Here is an 18,538-nt window from a genome sequence, read left to right on the forward strand (position 1 = left end):
ACGTCAACATCTGGTAGGAACGAGGGCAAAGTGAACCGCAAAATTTTGGGAATCGCCGGTCTTCTGGCCATCGGCTTCACCGCCGCGTTCGGCACCGCCATGACCGCGGCGTCCACGGCAGCACAGGCCGCGGCCACCCTGCCGCCGGTTTCGGAGATGATGGCCGAGCGCGTGATGGGCGATCCGAACGCGCCGGTGACGATCCTCGACTATTCGTCGATGACCTGCTCGCACTGCGCCAACTTCCACGTCAACGTGCTGCCGAAGATCAAGGAAGCTTACATCGACACCGGCAAGGCCAAGCTGGTCTTCCGCGACTTCCCCTTCGATCAGGCGGCGCTCAGCGCGGCCATGCTGGCCCACTGCGCCCCGCCGGAGCGGTATTTCCCGCTGACCGACGTGCTGTTCAAGAGCCAGCCGAACTGGAGCCGCGCTTCCGACCCGGCCAAGGCGCTGGCGCAGTACGGCAAGCTGGCCGGCATGACCCAGGAGACCATCGACGCCTGCCTTGCCAACAAGGAACTGGCCGACGCCATCCTGAACACCCGCCTGACCGGCCAGAACCAGTTCAAGGTCGAGGCCACCCCCACCTTCATCCTCAACGATGGCAAGGCCCGCATTGAAGGCGCCCAGTCGTTCGAGGCTTTCGCGAAGGAAATCGACAAGCTGTTGAAGTAAGCGCCGGCGTCTTGCCCCCTTCCCGACCCTCCCCGCTCTCGGTCGGCCAAAGGCCGATCCGATCGCGGGAGAGGGAGTTGAGTGCAAGTGCGGCGGAGTTCCCTCTCCCGCCTTAGCGGGGGAGGGTTAGGGAGGGGGCAACAGATTTCCAATGCCCATGCTGTCCTAAGCCCAGTACACCAAAGGTTCTTCCCCAGTGCAGTTCACGCGTCTCCGCCTGTCGGGTTTCAAGTCTTTCGTCGATGCCACGGAACTGGTCATCGAGCCCGGCATGACCGGCATCGTCGGCCCCAACGGCTGCGGCAAGTCCAATCTAGTGGAGGCGCTGCGCTGGGTGATGGGCGAGACGTCGGCCAAGCGCATGCGCGGCGACGACATGGATGACGTCATCTTCGGCGGCACCTCCAGCCGGCCGGCGCGCAACCTGGGCGAGGTGACGCTGGCGGTCGACAACCGGTCGCGCACCGCGCCGGCCGGCTTCAACGAGCATGACGAGCTGGAGATCACCCGGCGGATCGAGCGCGGTTCCGGCTCCGACTACCGCATCAACGGCAAGCTGGTGCGGGCGCGCGACGTTCAGCTGCTGTTCGCCGATAACGCGTCGGGCGCCGCTTCGCCGGCCCTGGTCAGCCAGGGCAAGGTCGCCCAGATCATCTCCGCCAAGCCGCAGGACCGCCGCGCCCTGCTGGAGGAGGCCGCCGGCATCACCGGCCTGCATTCCCGCCGGCACGAGGCGGAGCTGCGGCTGAAGGCGGCGGAAGGCAACCTGACCCGCCTCGACGACGTGATCGGGGCAATGGACACCCAGCTGCAGAGCCTGAAGAAGCAGGCGCGGCAGGCTTCGCGCTACCGCAACCTGTCCGACCAGATCCGCAGGGCGGAAGCCGTGCTGTGGCATCTGCGCTGGCTTGCCGCGCAGGAGGAGCGCGCCCGCGCCCATGCCGCCTTCGCAGCGGCCGAGGCTGCGGTGCGCGACCGCATGCTTTCCGTCAACCAGCTGACCGCAAGGCGGACGGAAGCCGCCGCCGGCCTGCCGGAGAAGCGCCAGGACGAGGCGCGCGCGGCATCGGCTCTGCAAAGGCTGGTGATCGCGCGCGAACAGCTGGACGCCGAGGAAAAGCGCGTCGCCGACCAGCAGCGCGCGCTGGAGGCCCGGCTGCGCCAGATCGCCGGCGACCTCGGCCGCGAGGAGGCGCTGGCCGCCGATGCCGGGGAGGCACTGGCCCGCCTGATGGCCGAGCGCGACCGCCTGATCGCGGCGCAGGCCGACGAGGAGATGCAGGAGGAAGCCGCCGCCGAGGCCCTGGCCGAGGCGCGCGAGCAGGTCGATGCCCTCGACCGCGAACTGACCCGCCTGACGGAGGCCGTCGCCACCGATGAAGCCCGCCGCGCCGCCACCCAGCGTCAGGCCGCCGAACTGGAAGCCCGCGCCGCCGGTCTTGCCAAGCGGCTGGCCGACCAGCAGGCCCAGCGCGCCGCGCTGGAGGCGGAGATCGACGCCCGCGCCGACCTGTCGGATGCCGAACTGGCGGTGGAACTCGCCGAACAGCGGCTGGAGCAGGCCCGCGAGGCCGCCGAGGCCGCCGAGCAGGCGAAGGCGGAAGCCGAACCGGCCCAGTCCCGCGCCCGCGAGGCGCTGTCCGCCGCCGACTCCGCCCGTGCCAAGCTGCGCGCCGAAGAACGCGCGCTGGCCGAGTTGCTGGAGGCCGGTGCCGGCGGGCTGTTCCCGCCGCTGGTCGATGCGGTGACGGTGTCGCCCGGCTATGAGGGTGCGCTGGCCGCCGCCCTCGGCGATGCGCTGACCGCTCCGCTCGACGAAGCGGCACCGGTGCATTGGCGCACGCTGCCGGCCTTTGGCTCGGTGGCGCCGCTGCCCGACGGGGCCGAGCCGCTGTCGCGCCATGTGGAGGGGCCGCGGGCCGCCGCCCGTGCGCTTGCCCATGTCGGCGTTGTCGCCGATGCCGCCGCCGGCGGGGCGCTGGCCGCGACGCTGGCGCCCGGGCAGGTGCTGGTCAGCCGCGATGGCGGGGCCTGGCGCTGGGATGGGCTGACCGTCCAGGCCGGCGCCCCCACCGCAGCGGCCGTTCGCCTGAAGCAGCGCAACCGGCTGGCCGAACTGCGCGGCGAGCTGGAGCTTGCCGACGAACGGGTCGAGTTGGCGCGCGAAGCTCTGGACTCCGCCAAGCTGGCGGTGGAGGAGGCGTCGCAGGGCGACCGCCGCGCCCGCGATGCCGTGCGCGAGGGCTTCGCTGCGCTGAACGTCGCCCGCGACCGTCACGCCAAGCTGGCGCGCGAGGCCGATGCCGCATCCTCCCGCCTCGTGGCGCTGGTGGAGGCGGTGGAGCGCCTCGCCGCCGACGAGCGCGAGGCCGCCGCCCGCCGTGACGAGGCGTTGGAACTGCTGGAGTCGCTGCCGGACCCGCGCGAGGGGCGGGAGTTGGTGAACGACCGGCGCGCCGCATTGGCCGAGCGCCGCGCCGTGCTGGCCGAGCGGCAGAATGCGCTGGATCGCCTGACGCGCGAGGCGCAGGCCCGGCGCCAGCGTTTGGGGGCCATACAGGCTGAAACCGCGTCGTGGGACACCCGCTCCGCCGGGGCCGGCGGACGCGTCGCGGAACTGCGCCATCGTGCCGACGAAGCCGAAGGCGAGCTTGCGCAACTGTCCGGCCGGCCGGCCGAGATCGCGGCGGAGCGCCAGGATTTGCTCGACCGCATCGCCATGGCGGAGCGTGACCGCAAGCGCGCCGCCGACGCGCTGGCCGAGGCCGAGTCCCGGCTGGCCGAGACCGAACAGGCGCTGCACGACGCCGAAGCGGCGCTGGCCGACAGCCGCGAGGCCCGCGCCCGTGCCGAGGCCGCGGTGTCCGCCGCTCTTCAGCAGGAACGCACCCTGACGGAACGCATCGCCGAACGGCTGGATTGCCGGCCGGAGGACACCCGCGCCGCCGCCGACCTCGACCCCGCCGAACCGATGCCCGATGCGGCGGCGGTGGAAGCCCGGCTCGACAAGCTGACGCGCGAGCGCGAGAACATGGGGCCGGTCAACCTGCGCGCCGAGATCGAGGCGGAGGAACTGGAGGCCCAGATCACCGGCCTGCATGGCGAGCGCGAGGACCTGACCGCCGCCATCGCCCGCCTGCGCCAGGGCATCTCCAGCTTGAACCGCGAGGCGCGCGAACGGCTGGTCGCCAGCTTCGACGTGGTCAACCGCGACTTCCAGGAGCTGTTCACCCGCCTGTTCGGCGGTGGCAAGGCCTATCTGGAGCTGGTCAACGCCGAGGACCCGCTGAACGCCGGTTTGGAGATCTATGCCAGCCCGCCGGGCAAGAAGCTGCAGGTGCTCTCCCTGCTGTCGGGCGGCGAGCAGGCGCTGACCGCTCTGTCGCTGCTGTTCGCCGTCTTCCGGTCGAACCCGGCGCCGATCTGCGTGCTGGACGAGGTCGACGCCCCACTGGACGAGGCGAATGTCGGCCGCTTCTGCGATCTGGTGGAGGACATCGCGCGGCAGGGCGACACCCGCTTCCTCATCATCACCCACCACCGCCTGACCATGGCCCGCGTCGACCGCCTGTTCGGCGTGACGATGGTGGAGCGCGGCGTGTCGCAGTTGGTCAGCGTGGATTTGAGTGCGGCGGAGGAGCTTAGGGGGTGGCGTGAGGGGGTGAAGTCGTCGGCTGACGATGCCCCCACCCTGACCCTCCCCCGCTGGGCGGGGAGGGGATTGGACCTTTGTCGGCGTTCAGCGGCAGTCCCTCCCCGCCCAGCGGGGGAGGATAGGTGGGGGTCTAACTCCGCCGTCCCTCGCTACCCCCAACCCTCATCCCCCCGCTTCCACACCGTGGTCTCGATGTAGCGGCTTGCCAGGAAACGGTAGGTCTGCTTCTGCAGTGCCTCCACCTTGGGCGAGCGTTCCATCGTGATCTCGTCCCAGCCCTGCAGCAATTCCTCCCATTCCAGCAGCTTGGCGCGCAGGTCGTCGCGGATCTTGCGGATGAACTGGATGGTCGGGTGGAAGTTGCGCAGCGCGCCGACGATGTCGCCGGTCTGGGCGTCGGCCTGGTCGAAGATCAGGTCGTATTCGCGCAACGGCTTGCGGATCAGCCCCTGCATCCGGTTCAGTTCGCTGCAGAAGGTGCGGTCGGTGCGGTAGATGGTGGCGAGTTTCGCCATCGCCTGATCGATGCGGCGGATGTGCCTGAAGCGGTCGCGCAGGGCCTCGATGTAGGACAGCTCCTGCGCCAGATCGTCGATGCGGTCGGTCAGGTATTGTTCGGCGTTGTTGGTCAGCTTCAGCCGTTCCGCGATCTTGGCGAAGGCCGCCTTCATCTTCTCGTGTGTCTGCGGATCATCCAACAGCTGTTCCAGTTCCGACTGGTCGGAAACGATGATCTCGTTGCCGGTGAAGGACGAGACGATCTGCATGGTCAGCCGGCCCTTGGCGATGATGCGGTGTTTGTCCTCCACCGACCAGGAGGCGCGGCCGTCCAGCAGTTCGCCGGGAATCTCCTCGCCGGGGCGGATCTGCTTCACGAAGGCGAGGCCCTGTTCGATGATCTCAAGCAGGCGGGCGTCGTGTGTCCCCTCCTCGATCTGGAAGGACTCCATCAGGGTGGGGAAGGCCAGCGCCGCCTTCAGGTCGCCCAGCAGGATGTTCAGCACCGGCTCCTTGCTGTTCGGCTCCTGGCAGAAGAAGGCGCCGGGCAGGCTGAAGACCTTGTGCTGGAAGTCGAAATGCGTGTCCCGCATCGGCTGGACCAGCACATTCTCCTGCGCGGCCTTTTCGGCGACGGCGGCGTCCGCGGCGGCATCCGCGGCGGGAGCGGTCTCCGAAGTGGGGTTGGTCTCGTCGCTGCTGGAGGTGTCGGTCATGGGAAGGAGCGGGACTCGGCGGGGAAGGGGGAGGGAAAGACTGCGGATTGCTTCCCCAGCCTACAGCAGATCGCGCAGACGGAACCACATCATTGCGAGGACCAGCGCCGGCGTGCGGAACCGCCGCCCGCCGGGGAAGGGCGTGTGCGGGATGCGGGCGAACACGTCGAACCGCCCGGCGGTGCCGCCCACCGTCTCCGCCATCAGCCGCCCGGCCATGCCGGCCAGAGCCACGCCGTGGCCGGAATAGCCGTGGGCGTACAGCGTCGTCGGCGACAGCCGGCCCAGATGCGGCATGCGGTTCATGGTGATGGCGACCCGGCCGCCCCAGAAATACTCGACGCGGGCGTCCTTCAGGTCCGGATAGATCGCCAGCATCTTCAGCCGCATCGCCTGCTTCAGCCCCGGCGCGTCCACCCCCGAATAGCTGACGCCGCCGCCGAACAGCAGCCGGTGGTCGGCGGACCGGCGGAAGTAATCCAACGAGAACTTCATGTCCGACACCGCGATGTTCGTCGGCAAGAGAGCGAGCGCTCGCTCTTCGCCCAGCGGTTCGGTGGCGATCATGTAGGTCGCGACCGGCATGATTGTGCGGTCCAGCGCCGGGGCCAGCCCGCCGAGATAGGCGTTTCCGGCCAGGATCAGGTGCTTCGCCGTAACCCTGCCACGTCCGGTGCGGACCCAGGGCTTCGCCCCGCTGTCCATGGCGAGGACGCGGCTGTTCTCGAAGATGCGAACCCCGGCGGCATCGGCGGCGCGGGCGAGGCCCAGCGCGTAGTTCAGCGGGTGCAGATGGCCGCTGCCCTCGTCCAGCAGGCCGCCGATATAGGCGTCGCTGCCGACATGCTCGCGGATGCCGGCGTGGTCCAGCCGCCGCACCCGGTCATAACCGTAGCCGTCGCGCATCTCGCGCTCCAGCGCCGCCACGTCCTGCATGTGGCGCGGCTTCAGCGCGGCATAGGCGAAGCCCCAGGTCAGGTCGCAGGCGATGGCGTGGCGCTCCACCCGCTCGGCCAGCTGGGCCTTGGCCTCCTCCCCGAACTCCCACAGGCGGCGGGCATCCTCCTTGCCGACCCAGCTTTCGATGGTCGCCATCGGCTTGTTGTAGCCGGTGATGATCTGTCCGCCGTTGCGGCCCGAGGCACCCCAGCCGCAGCGTTCCGCCTCCAGCAGCACGACATCGAATCCGCGCTCCGCCAGTTCCAGCGCCGCGGTCAGGCCGGTGTAGCCGCCGCCGACGATGCAGACGTCGCAGGCCGCCTCCCCCTCCAGGATCGGGCGGTCGGCACGGGGAGCGGCGGAGGCCGCGTACCAGCTGTTCAGGTATGAGGCTTTCGGCATGGCCGCAGTTAAGTCCCAGCCGATGGGGGAGGTCAACGGAAAGGCGGATGTTTCACTGAAGGGTCATGCTGAACCCTCTGGCGCGCCCACCGCGAACGGCGTCATAGTGTCGCTGTCGTTCACAGCACGGAGGGGGCTGCCCATCGTCCGGAGCGGTCCGCCATACCCATGGGTTTTATGGAAGACTTCATCAAGAAGAACCGCATTACCGAAGTCGAATGCCTTGTGCCCGACATGTCGGGCATCGCGCGGGGAAAGATCGTTCCCGCCGAGAAGTTCCTCCGCATCCTGCGCGACCGCGGCCTGCGCCTGCCCGAGGCGATCTTCGTCCAGACCGTGACCGGTGAATTCCCCGACGACGAGGACATCACGTCCGACGAGAATTCCGACATCTACATGATTCCGGACGAACGCACGATCCGCTTCGTCCCCTGGTACAATGAGCCGACGGCCCAGGTCATCACCGATTGCGTCTATGCCGACGGGCGCCCGGTCGACGTCTCGCCCCGCCATGTGCTGAAGCGCGTCCTGTCCCTGTACGAGGAGCGGGGCTGGAAGCCGATGGTGGCGCCGGAACTGGAATTCTTCCTGGTCCAGGTCAACAAGGACCCCGATTACCCGCTGGTGCCGCCGGTGGGGCGCAACGGCCGGATGGAGAGCGGGCGGCAGGCCTTCGGCATCGACGCCGTCAACGAATTCGACCCGATCTTCGAGGCGGTCTATGATTTCTGCGAAAAGCAGGACATCGACATCGACACGCTGACCCACGAGGCCGGCGCCGCCCAGATCGAGATCAACTTCAACCACGGCGACGCGCTGGAACTGGCCGACCAGGCCTTCCTGTTCAAGCGCACGGCGCGTGAGGCGGCGATCCGCCATCAGGTCTACGCCACCTTCATGGCGAAGCCGATGCAGGGCGAACCCGGCAGCGCCATGCACATCCACCAGTCCGTGGTGGACGCCGACAGCGGACGCAACCTGTTCGCCAATCCCGACGGCACCGACAGCGACCTGTTCATGTCGCATGTCGCCGGCCTGCAGAAATACCTGCCCTACGCGATGCCGCTGCTGGCGCCCAACGTCAACAGCTACCGCCGGCTGGTCCCGAACTCAGACGCGCCGATCAACGTGCATTGGGGCCGCGACAACCGCACCACGGGCTTGCGCGTCCCCGTCTCCCAGCCCGACGCCCGCCGGGTGGAGAACCGGGTGGCCGGCGCCGACGCCAACCCCTATCTCGCCATCGCCGCGTCGCTCGCCTGCGGCTATATCGGCATGACCCAGGGGCTGGAGCCGAACGACCCGATCAAGGGGTCCGCCTACCGGCTCGCCTTCACTCTGCCGCGCCACCAGTCGGAGGCGCTGACCAAGTTCAACGCCTGCAAGCCGCTGAAGGAAATCCTCGGCGAACGCTTCATCGACGCCGTCACCTGCGTGAAGGAGGCGGAGTATGAGGCGTACAACCGCGTCATCAGCTCGTGGGAGCGCGAGAACCTGCTGCTGAACGTCTGATCCGGTCGCGCTGCCGGAAGTACAGGGGGCGGTTCGCGGAGGGTTCCGTGGGCCGCCCCTCTACGCATCCGGTGTTCGAATCCTGCGCCTGTCCGTGACCACCCTGCCGGACCGTCCATTGCCGTTTCGCGCCGGCCACTTCTCCTTCTGTGAGCCCGTCCGCCCCGGTTTCTCACGATTTCCGGCGAAAAGACCCCGTCCGACGGCGGCGAGCGACCGCGGTCTTACCCCTGGGAGCAGCCTTCTCGCCCCGTCCGGGCGTCCGCTGCCGCGGATCTCCACGTCCGCGCTGCCCGGTCGTGTGCGGCAAATAGAAAAACGCAAGATCGCCCGTAACACCAATATGGCGGCCTGCACACGAAATCGAAGACTTTCAGAATAAAATCGCGGTGTATTTTTTACCCGTTCCAATGAACGGACGAGGCAAGCGCAGGTGCCGCGCGGTTAACCCGCGATGGCCGATTTATTATCCGGTTTGAAAACTTCAAGCCCCTTCCGACCGCATTTGCCGTGGGCATCGCGCACCGCGCCGCCGTGGCATGCGCCCTTTCTGCTCCGCCGGTTCATCGAGCCGGCGGAACCGCACCGTCTTGACGCAACCGATGGATGGCCAAGTATGAGCATGCAGCCCGCGATTACATCCCTTCGAACAGGTCTCCATCGGGCCGGGCGGATCCAGCGCAGTGTCCTTCTGGCGTTGATGTTCGTCGTGCTGACCACCGGTCTGCTCGGGCTGGCACTCCATCGCGGCGGCCATGCCAGCAACCTGACCGACATCCAGAACCTGTTCGTGCTGGAGAATCCGGACCTGATTCCGGTCGATTCGTGGGATCCGATGATCGCGGCGCTGGATTGGCTGCACGACCGCCCCGGCGAGAATGTCTATGAAGGCGTGTTCTTCCAGCAGCGCATCAAGTTCCAGTATCCCGTGACCTCGCTTCTGCCGCTGGAGGCGATGCAGGCGTTCGGGGTGCTGAACCTCGCGGCGTTCGAGCGCATCAACCTGCTGTTCGTGCTGGCGACGGCGGCCGGCATGGCGATCCTGATGTTGGAACTGGCGGCGTGGCTGCGCCTGCCCGGCGTGCGTGACGACCGGCTGACCCAGGTGATGCTGGGCGGGTTCGGCTTCGCCGCGACGCTGTGCTTCTATCCGGTGCTGAAGGCCTTCTCGCTGGGACAGGTGCAGGTCTGGCTCAACGCCGCCTTCGTCTTCGCCTGCATTGCCCTGCTGCGCGACCGCCGGATGCTGTGCGGCGCGCTGCTGGGCGCATCGGCGCTGATGAAGCCGCAGATGTCGCTGTTCCTGGCCTGGGCCGTGCTGCGGGGGGACTGGCGGATGGCGGCCGGATGGGCCGCCGTGGTGGTGCCCGGCGTGGCGGTGGCGACCCTGCTCTACGGCTTCGCGCCGATGATCGACTATCTCGACGTGCTGCTGTTCATCGGCCGCCATGGCGAGAGCTACCACGTCAACCAGACCGTCAACGGGCTGGTCAACCGCCTGCTCCACAACGGCAACAATCTGGACTGGTCGGCGGAAGCCTTCGCCCCCTATCATCCGGTGGTCCATGCCGCGACCCAGCTTTCCGGCCTCGCCTTCTTCGGCTTCGGCCTGCTGTGGCGCCGCCGCGACCGCGGCACCGACCGGATCGTCGCCTTCGCGGTCGCCGGAGTGTGCTTCACCATCGGGTCGCCGGTCGCCTGGGTGCATCATTACGGCATCCTGCTGCCGGCCTTCGCGCTGTCCTTCCTGATCCTGCTGGAACCCGGCGTCCGGCGTCCGGCCGGCGCCCTCGCGCTGCTGGCGGCGGCCTATTTCCTGGCCGGCAACCTGCTGTTCTGGCCGGTCAACGCACTGGCCGATACGCTGCTGAACATCCTGCAATCCTACCTGTTCTTCGCCACGCTGACCCTGCTGGGCCTGACTGTCGCGCTGGCCGGCCGGCACGACCGCACTTCGGCGCCCGCATCGGGCAGGGTCGAGGTGGGAGAGCGGGGGAGCGATACCCCGACGGTGACCCCTGCCGAAACCGTCCAAGCGACGGGTGCTGCGGAGTCTGCCGCCGCACCTGCTCCGGCCGCCACCGCCGAGCCGCCGCTTTTCGTCGATCTGGACGGCACGCTGCTGCGGACCGACCTGCTCTACGAGTCGCTGTTCGGGCTCATCAAGGCGCGGCCCTGGACCGCGCTGCTGGTGCCGGTCTGGCTGGCCGGGGGCAAGGCGCGGCTGAAGGCGGAGTTGGCCCGGCGGGTGGACATCGATCCGGCCGGTCTGGTCTACAACCAGGCCGTTCTGGAACGGCTGCAGGCGGAGCGCGGCCGCGGCCGCCGGCTGGTGCTGGCCACCGCCGCGCATCGCCGCTACGCCGACGCCATCGCCCGCCATCTCGGCCTGTTCGATCAGGTGCTTGCCAGCAGCGACGGCCTCAACCTGAAGAGCGGGCGCAAGCTGGAGGCGATCCGGGCGCAGGTGCCGTCAGGCGTCTTCGATTACATGGGCAATGACGAGGCCGACTATGCCGTCTGGCGCGCCGCCCGCCGCGGCATCGCGGTGGACGCGTCCGCCGCCGTGCTGCGCCATGCGGCGACCCTGTGCCCGATGGAGACCATCGCCACGCCACGCCGGCCGCGCCTGCTGCTGATCCTGAAGGCGCTGCGCCTGCACCAGTGGCTGAAGAACCTTCTGGTCTTCGTGCCGCTGCTGGCCGGCCAGAAGCTGGGGGAAATCGGGCCGGCGCTGCAGGCGGCGGTGGCCTTCCTGGCCTTTGGGCTGTGCGCGTCGAGCATCTATGTGCTGAACGACCTGCTCGACCTGCCGGCCGACCGGCGTCATCCGCGCAAGCGCCGCCGCCCCTTCGCCGCGGGCGACCTGCCGCTCGACCTCGGCCTGTCGCTGATCCCCGGCCTGCTTCTGGCAAGCGTCGTCCTGTCGGTGCTGACCCTGCCGCCGCTGTTCCTGGCGGCGCTGGCGATCTATGCGGCCTCGTCTCTCTTCTACAACCTGTTCGCCAAGAACCGGGTGATCTGGGACGTGATGCTGCTGGCCGGGCTTTACTCGCTGCGCGTGCTGGGCGGCGCCACGGCGACGGCCATCGTTCCGTCCTTCTGGCTGCTGGCCTTCTCCATGTTCCTGTTCCTCAGCCTGGCGATGGTGAAGCGCTATTCCGAGATGGACAGCATGCTGAAGCTGGGATTGGGGTCGGCGGAGGGGCGCGGCTACCTGACCGCCGACATGCCGGTGCTGCAATCCATCGGCGTCTCCGCCGGCTTCCTCTCGGTGCTGGTGATGGCGCTCTACATCAACAGCCCGGAGGTCGGGCGCGTCTACGACCAGCCGCAGGCGCTGTGGATCATCTGCCCGCTTCTCCTCTTCTGGATCGGGCGGGTGTGGCTGCAGACCCACCGCGGGCTGATGCACGACGATCCGGTGGTGTTCGCCGCCCGCGACAAGTGGAGCCTCGCCATCGGCATGGTCTGCGCCGCCGTGCTCGTCTTCGGCCGGGCGTGAAGCCTTCGGTCCCACCCATCCGTCATCGTTCCGGAGCCCCCATGCCCATCGCCGTCGTCGGATTGATCCTGTTGAGCGTCACGCTGTCCGCCATCGCCCAGATTTCCCTGAAGATCGGCATGTCCAGCCCCCCGGTGGCGACCGCGCTGGCCCAGGGGGAGGCGGGCCGCATCGCCCTGTCGGTCGTCGCCACGCCGCATATCCTGACCGGGCTCGCCTGCTATGGGCTGGGCATGGTGGTCTGGCTCGCCGTTCTGGCAAAGGTCGACGTCACCATAGCCTATCCGTTCGTCGGGCTGGGCTTCCTGGTCACGCTGGCCCTCGGCGTCCTGCTGCTGGGCGAAAGCATGAGCGCGACTCGCCTGATCGGCACGGTGCTTGTCGTGCTGGGCGTGATGCTGACCGCCCAGAGCTGAGCGCCGCCGCCCCGGTCTCCGCCTTGCCGGTGCATACCATTGTCCGGCAACGCCTTCTGTCATCCCGTCTTTCAAGCCCGAAACAAACCGCGACAATTGTGGCATTGACCCGAAAGTTGCGAGGGATATAACTGACCGCATAGTCGCGAGCGAAAATACTAGCGTATGCAATTTCAGCGTGGGCGACCCGGTCGCCGGCCGTCAGGCCGTTGGTCGGGGTAGGCTTTCCCTTGCCGGCCGCGACATCCGCACATGGGCTTTCCGGCCCCTGTGCGGCGCGGCCGGCCGCCACCTTCTCCGCGTCATTCTCCCGACTCCGCCGGCCTTGGCCGCAGCCATCTGAAAACTCGACCCAAACCGTTGACAACACACCCGGGCCTGGGTGCAATAGCGCCCGCGAGCCGGGTGTACCGTTGGGATGTGGCGGCGCCCGCAACACAGACGAACAGGTCGGGGCAAACCATGAAAAAACTCGCTCTCAGCCTCATCGGCGCGGTCGCGGCGATTGCCATCGCCGGCCCGGCGATGGCCCAGGCCAAGAAGCCGGTCAATATCTACATCTGGAACGACTATCTGGGTGAGACGACCCTCGCCGACTTCACCAAGGCCACGGGTGCTGAGACGAAGGTCGACCTGTACGACAGCCTGGAACTGCTGGAGCAGAAGGTGCTCGTCGGCAAGTCCGGCTACGACGTGATCGTGCCGACCGCGGAGCCGACCCTGTCCCGGCTGATCCAGGCGAAGGTCGTGGGTCCGCTCGACAAGTCGAAGATCCCCAACTACAAGAACATCGACCCGAAGGTCCTGAAGCTGCTGGAGAATTCCGATCCCGGCAACAAGTTCGCCGTCCCCTATCTCGGCGGGACCGTCGGCATCGCCATCATCCCGGAAAAGATCAAGGCCGTCGCCCCCGACGTTCCGCTCGACAGCTGGGACCTGATCTTCAAGCCGGAAGTGGCGAAGAAGGTCGCGGCCTGCGGCATCACCGTGATGGATTCGGCCATCGACGTCATTCCGTCGGTGCTGAACTATCTCGGCCTCGACCCGAACTCCGAGAAGAAGGAGGATCTGGACAAGGTCGAGAAGACGCTGATGGCGGTCCGCCCCTACATCAAGCGATTCGTCACCGGCGAGAACATCAACATCCTGGCCGGCGGCGACGCCTGCGTCGTGATGGCCTACAACGGCGACGCCATCCAGGGCGCCGCCCGCGCTGCCGAGGCCAAGAGCGCCAAGGTGGAATTCGTCACGCCGAAGGAAGGCGTGCAGGTCTGGTGGGACACGCTGGCGGTGCCGGCCGACGCGCCGAACAAGGACGGCGCGTACGAGTTCATCAACTTTGTGCTCGATCCGGCCAACATGGCGAACATTTCCAACAAGGTCAGCTACGCCAATGCGGTGCCGGGCTCGCTGGCGACCGTGGCCGACGACATCAAGTCGAACCCCGGCATCTTCCTGCCGGCCGACAGCAACTTGAAGCTGTTCTCGCTGAAGCAGATCAAGCAGGCCACCGACCGCGCCCGCACCCGCGTGTGGACCAAGGTCAAGACCGGCAAGTAAGCCGGACCCCCTGAGGCGCCGCCCCTTGGCGCCGGCCCCGCCCCGGCCGATCCCCAGCGATGGGGAGCGTCCGGGGCGTTGTCATGAAAGAGGAAACCGGATGGCCGGTCAGCCGAATCGCAAGCCCACCCGCCTGGAACCGTGGCAGGACGCGGGCCAGACGCCCTATGTCCGCATCGAGAAGGTGACGAAGACCTTCGGCGACTTCGTCGCGGTGGACGAGGTCAGCCTGTCGATCTACCGCAACGAGTTCTTCGCCCTGCTCGGCGGCTCGGGCTCCGGCAAGACGACGCTGCTGCGCATGCTGGCGGGGTTCGAACAGCCGACCGAAGGCAAGATCTACATCGACGGCGTCGACATGGCCGGCATCCCGCCCTATGAGCGGCCGGTCAACATGATGTTCCAGTCCTACGCCCTGTTTCCGCACATGACGGTGGAGCAGAACGTCGCCTTCGGCCTGAAACAGGACGGCGTGGCGAAGGCGGAGATCCGCGACCGCGTGGAGGAGATGCTGGGGCTGGTCCAGCTGTCGGCCTTCGGCAAGCGCCGCCCGCACCAGCTGTCCGGCGGCCAGCGCCAGCGCGTGGCGCTCGCCCGCTCCCTGGTCAAGCGGCCGAAGCTTCTGCTGCTCGACGAGCCGCTGGGCGCGCTCGACAAGAAGCTGCGTGAGCGCACGCAGTTCGAGCTGGTCAACATCCAGGAAAAGCTGGGCGTCACCTTCATCGTCGTGACCCACGACCAGGAAGAAGCGATGACCATGTCCTCGCGCATCGCGGTGATGAACCATGGCGTCATCGCGCAGGTGGGCACGCCGACCGAGATTTACGAGTATCCGCACAATCGCTTCGTCGCGGAGTTCATCGGCTCCATCAACATGTTTGACGGCCGCGTGGTGGAAACCGACGGCGACCAGGTGATCGTCGCCTCGGAAGAGGCGGGCTGCGAGCTGCTGATCGCCCACGCCACCCCGGCGCCGGTCGGCTCCCCCGTTTCCGTCGCCATCCGGCCGGAGAAGATCGCCTTGTCGAAGGAGCCGGTTCCGGCGGAAGGTGATGGCCGCAACCGGACCACCGGCATCGTGCGGGAGATCGCCTATCTCGGCGACGTGTCGATCTATCTGGTGCAGCTGCCGACGGGCAAGACGGTGCGCGTCACCGCCCCGAACGTCACCCGCCGCACCGAAATGCCGATCACCTGGGAGGACGAGGTGACCCTGACCTGGCGCCCCTTCGCCGGCGTGGTGCTGACCCAATGAGCGGGGTCGTCTCCGTCCTCGTTTCCGGCCTCAGCCGGATCGGGCTGTGGGGGCGCGGCGTGGTCGTCGCCATCCCCTATCTGTGGCTCCTGCTGTTCTTCCTGGTGCCCTTCCTGATCGTCTTCGGCATCAGCTTCTCCGAATCGATCATCGCCCAGCCGCCCTATTCGTCGCTGGTGGAATGGCTGACCGACGAGGATGCCGGCACCTCGAAGCTGCAGATCCTGCTGAACATCAGCAACTACTTCCGGCTGGGCGGGGACGACCTCTACATCCTCGCCTACCTGAACTCGCTGCGGATCGCGGCGGTCACCACGCTGCTCTGCCTGCTCATCGGCTATCCCATGGCCTACGCCATCGCCAAGGCCGACCCGGCGCGGCGCGGGCCGTTGATGATGCTGGTGATCCTGCCCTTCTGGACCAGCTTCCTGATCCGCATCTATGCCTGGATCGGCATCCTCAAGGGCAACGGCGTCATCAGCAACCTGCTGGAATGGACGGGCATCACCAGCGGTCCGGTGGAGATCCTCTATTCCGACTGGGCGGTCTATATCGGCATGACCTACTGCTATCTGCCCTTCATGGTGCTGCCGCTCTACTCCACGCTGGAGAAGATGGACCCCAGCCTGCTGGAGGCGGCGGCCGACCTCGGCTCCCGCCCGTTCAAGTCCTTCCTGTCGATCACGCTGCCGCTGTCGCTGCCGGGCATCGTCGCCGGGTCGCTGCTGGTCTTCATCCCGGCGGTGGGCGAGTTCGTGACGCCGGAGCTGCTGGGCGGCCCCGACACGCTGATGATCGGCCGGGTGCTGTGGAACGAGTTCTTCGCCAACCGCGACTGGCCGGTGGCGTCGGCCGTCGCCATCGCGCTGCTGCTGGTCCTGGTGGTGCCGATCATGATCTTCCAGCATGTGCAGGGCAAACAGGCGGAGGCCGGGCGATGAAACGGTTCGGCTTCCTGTCCTGGGCGCTGCTGTTCGGCTATGCCTTCCTCTATGTCCCCATCGCGCTGCTGATCGTCTACAGCTTCAACGAGTCGCGGCTGGTGACGGTGTGGAGCGGCTTCTCGACCAAATGGTATGCGGAGCTGATCCGCAACGACACGCTGCTGGACGCGGCCTTGCTGTCCTTCCAGGTGGCGGCGGTGTCGGCGACGCTGGCGGTGCTGCTCGGCACCTGCGCCGGACTGGCGCTGGTCCGGTTCGGGCGCTTCCGCGGCCGCACCCTGTTCGGCGGCATGATAACCGCGCCTCTGGTCATGCCGGAGGTCATCACCGGCCTGTCGCTGCTTCTGCTGTTCGTGGCGATGGAGCAGTGGCTGGGCTGGCCCGACGGGCGTGGCGTCACCACCATCACCATCGCCCACACCACCTTCACCATGGCCTATGTCGCGGTGGTCATCCAGTCGCGGCTGGCCGGTATGGACGGCAGCCTGGAAGAGGCGGCGATGGATTTGGGCGCCCGCCCGGCCAAGGTATTCTTCGTCATCACCCTGCCGCTGATCGCCCCGGCGCTGGTCGCCGGCTGGCTGCTGGCCTTCACCCTGTCGCTGGACGACGTGGTGGTGGCGAGCTTCGTCTCCGGCCCCGGTTCGACGACGCTGCCGATGGTGATCTTCTCCAGCGTGAAGTTCGGCATCAGCCCGCAGATCAACGCGCTGGCCACCCTGATGGTTCTGGTGGTGGCGACCGGCATCTTCGTCGCCAGCATCGTCATGGCCCGCCAGGAACGCCAGCGCAAACGCGACGAGCAGATGGCGATCCAGAACGGCTGATGGCCATGCCCGGGAGTATTGCGGACCGGCCGGACGCAGGATCCGGCCGGTCCGCAGTCGTCTGCGGCATCCTATCCGTCCGCGCTCGGCAGACCCGTGCCGCTGTGGATGGCAATTGCCCGTTTCTTTTGCTATGTTGATGCCATCGTCAACAGCGAAAGAGGCTGTGCCATGCGCGCGCTCCTGTGGTTCCCCTTGTTGAGGCTTGGATTCTTCAATCCCGTTTCCACTGCTTATTCGACCACCCGTACGGTCACCGCCCGCCGCGCCCTGCGCCCGCCGTCCGGCCTCTGACCGGACCCCATGCCGGCTCCCTCTCCCGGCATGCCGACGCGACCCGCTGATCGCGTCTTTTTAAAAGTTCCTCTGCCATAAGGCCAAGTGCCCGCTGCGGTGGACGCGATTGCCAAAGGCGCGCTCCCGTGGTTAGGGTGGGTTGGGATGGAAAATATCCCGATCCTGCGCGGTTCGCCGGCCGACGTCCGATGCCGCCGCCGCAATGGGCCAAGGGGTACGCGCCCCAGGGATATGCGCAAGAGAACGATGGGTAGAGGGATCGACGCATGACGACACCGAACGCCCCGACGCCGACGGGTCAAGGCTTCCACATGCCCGGCGAATGGGCCCGCCACAGCGGTTGCTGGATGGCGTGGCCGTGCCGGCCGGAAACCTGGCCGGAGGGCGCCTTCGACGCCGCTTGCGACGCCTACGCCGAGGTCGCGCAGGCCATTTCCCGGTTCGAACCGGTGACGATGGTCTGCGACCCGGCGGATGTGGCCGAGGCCTCGCTCGCCTGCGGTCCCGGCGTCCAGATCCTGCCGCTGCCGATCAGCGATTCCTGGATTCGCGACACCGGACCCAGCTTCGTCGTCGACGGCAAGGGCGGGCTGGCCGGCGTCCATTGGGGATTCAACGCCTGGGGCGGCAACTACGACGGCTGCGAGAAGGACCAGCAGGTCGGCCGGCTGATCCTCGACCATCTCAAGCTCCCCTGCTTCTCCGCCCCGCTGGTGATGGAGGGCGGCTCGTTCCATGTGGACGGGGAGGGGACGCTGATCACCACCGAACAATGCCTGCTGAACCCCAACCGCAATCCCGGCCTGTCCAGGGACGAGATCGAGCGGAACCTGAAGGACCATCTCGGCATCGAGACGGTCATCTGGCTGGGCGAGGGCTATCAGGACGACGAGACCGACGGCCACATCGACGAAATCGCCCTGTTCGTTCGCCCCGGCGTGGTGATGGCGATTACCACCGACGATCCGGGCGATCCCAACTTCAAGATTTTCCAGGACAATCTCGACCGGCTGAAGCGCGCCCGCGACGCCAGGGGCCGCGAGCTGGAGGTCATCCCGATCCAGCAGCCCGCCCGCCGCGACATGAACGGCGTGCGCCTGACCCTGTCCTACACCAACCTCTATATCGCCAACGGCGGCATCGTCATGCCCGCCTTCGAGGATCCGGCCGACGACGAGGCCTACCGCGTCGTCCGCAAGGCCTTCCCCGACCGCGAGGTGGTGCAGATCGCCGCGATGGACATCGTGCGCGGTGGCGGCGGCATCCACTGCATCACCCAGCAGCAGCCGCTTCCCTGACGGCAGGTTCCTGACGGCGGTTCCCTCGCCGCCTCC

12 protein-coding genes are annotated in these 18,538 nt (G+C 67.6%); 10 read left to right on the forward strand and 2 right to left on the reverse strand.

Annotation, left to right across the window (positions count from 1 at the left end; all coding sequences use genetic code 11):
• Positions 1 to 30 precede the first annotated feature (30 nt).
• Both AB8P05_RS23315 and smc read left to right on the forward strand, forming a co-directional pair.
• Positions 31 to 678 carry a DsbA family protein gene (locus tag AB8P05_RS23315; protein WP_455175095.1) on the forward strand — a complete coding sequence of 216 codons (648 nt, stop codon included), beginning with the start codon at positions 31 to 33 and terminating at the stop codon, positions 676 to 678.
• A 196-nt stretch (positions 679 to 874) separates the two neighbouring features.
• Positions 875 to 4,531 carry a chromosome segregation protein SMC gene (gene smc, locus AB8P05_RS23320; protein WP_472761081.1) on the forward strand — a complete coding sequence of 1,219 codons (3,657 nt, stop codon included), beginning with the start codon at positions 875 to 877 and terminating at the stop codon, positions 4,529 to 4,531.
• Here smc and AB8P05_RS23325 read toward each other — a convergent pair.
• Both AB8P05_RS23325 and AB8P05_RS23330 read right to left on the reverse strand, forming a co-directional pair.
• Positions 4,483 to 5,547 (reverse strand): hypothetical protein, encoded by a 1,065-nt coding sequence (locus AB8P05_RS23325; protein ID WP_472761082.1) that lies wholly within the window; start codon positions 5,545 to 5,547, stop codon positions 4,483 to 4,485. The two genes, smc and AB8P05_RS23325, sit on opposite strands and share 49 nt — an antisense overlap.
• A gap of 60 nt (positions 5,548 to 5,607) precedes the next feature.
• A complete protein-coding gene (locus AB8P05_RS23330) occupies positions 5,608 to 6,888 on the reverse strand; it encodes an NAD(P)/FAD-dependent oxidoreductase (RefSeq protein WP_472761083.1) in 1,281 nt (426 codons plus the stop codon).
• Positions 6,889 to 7,056: 168 nt separating this feature from the next.
• Here AB8P05_RS23330 and AB8P05_RS23335 point away from each other — a divergent pair, with 168 nt between their 5' ends.
• From AB8P05_RS23335 to AB8P05_RS23370, 8 genes are all read left to right on the forward strand, one after another.
• Entirely contained in the window at positions 7,057 to 8,400 is a 1,344-nt protein-coding gene (locus AB8P05_RS23335; protein WP_455175091.1) for a glutamine synthetase family protein, read from the forward strand.
• Between the two features lie 700 nt (positions 8,401 to 9,100).
• On the forward strand, positions 9,101 to 11,905 hold the full coding sequence (locus tag AB8P05_RS23340; protein WP_472761084.1) for a UbiA family prenyltransferase: 2,805 nt from the start codon (positions 9,101 to 9,103) through the stop codon (positions 11,903 to 11,905).
• Between the two features lie 41 nt (positions 11,906 to 11,946).
• Positions 11,947 to 12,321: an EamA family transporter gene (locus AB8P05_RS23345; RefSeq protein ID WP_455175090.1), complete on the forward strand. Its 375-nt coding sequence runs from the start codon at positions 11,947 to 11,949 to the stop codon at positions 12,319 to 12,321.
• Between the two features lie 462 nt (positions 12,322 to 12,783).
• Entirely contained in the window at positions 12,784 to 13,881 is a 1,098-nt protein-coding gene (locus AB8P05_RS23350) for an extracellular solute-binding protein (RefSeq protein ID WP_472761085.1), read from the forward strand.
• Between the two features lie 100 nt (positions 13,882 to 13,981).
• Entirely contained in the window at positions 13,982 to 15,136 is a 1,155-nt protein-coding gene (locus AB8P05_RS23355; RefSeq protein WP_472761086.1) for an ABC transporter ATP-binding protein, read from the forward strand.
• Positions 15,133 to 16,077 carry an ABC transporter permease subunit gene (locus tag AB8P05_RS23360; RefSeq protein WP_472761087.1) on the forward strand — a complete coding sequence of 315 codons (945 nt, stop codon included), beginning with the start codon at positions 15,133 to 15,135 and terminating at the stop codon, positions 16,075 to 16,077. Before AB8P05_RS23355 ends, AB8P05_RS23360 begins: the two co-directional genes overlap by 4 nt.
• Positions 16,074 to 16,907, forward strand: a complete 834-nt coding sequence (locus AB8P05_RS23365) for an ABC transporter permease subunit (protein WP_455175086.1) — start codon at positions 16,074 to 16,076, stop codon at positions 16,905 to 16,907. The genes AB8P05_RS23360 and AB8P05_RS23365 overlap by 4 nt, the downstream gene beginning before the upstream one ends.
• 563 nt (positions 16,908 to 17,470) lie before the next feature.
• A complete protein-coding gene (locus tag AB8P05_RS23370) occupies positions 17,471 to 18,502 on the forward strand; it encodes an agmatine deiminase family protein (RefSeq protein WP_455175085.1) in 1,032 nt (343 codons plus the stop codon).
• Positions 18,503 to 18,538: the final 36 nt, after the last annotated feature.

It is taken from the genome of Azospirillum sp. VT-I1 (assembly GCF_055698305.1).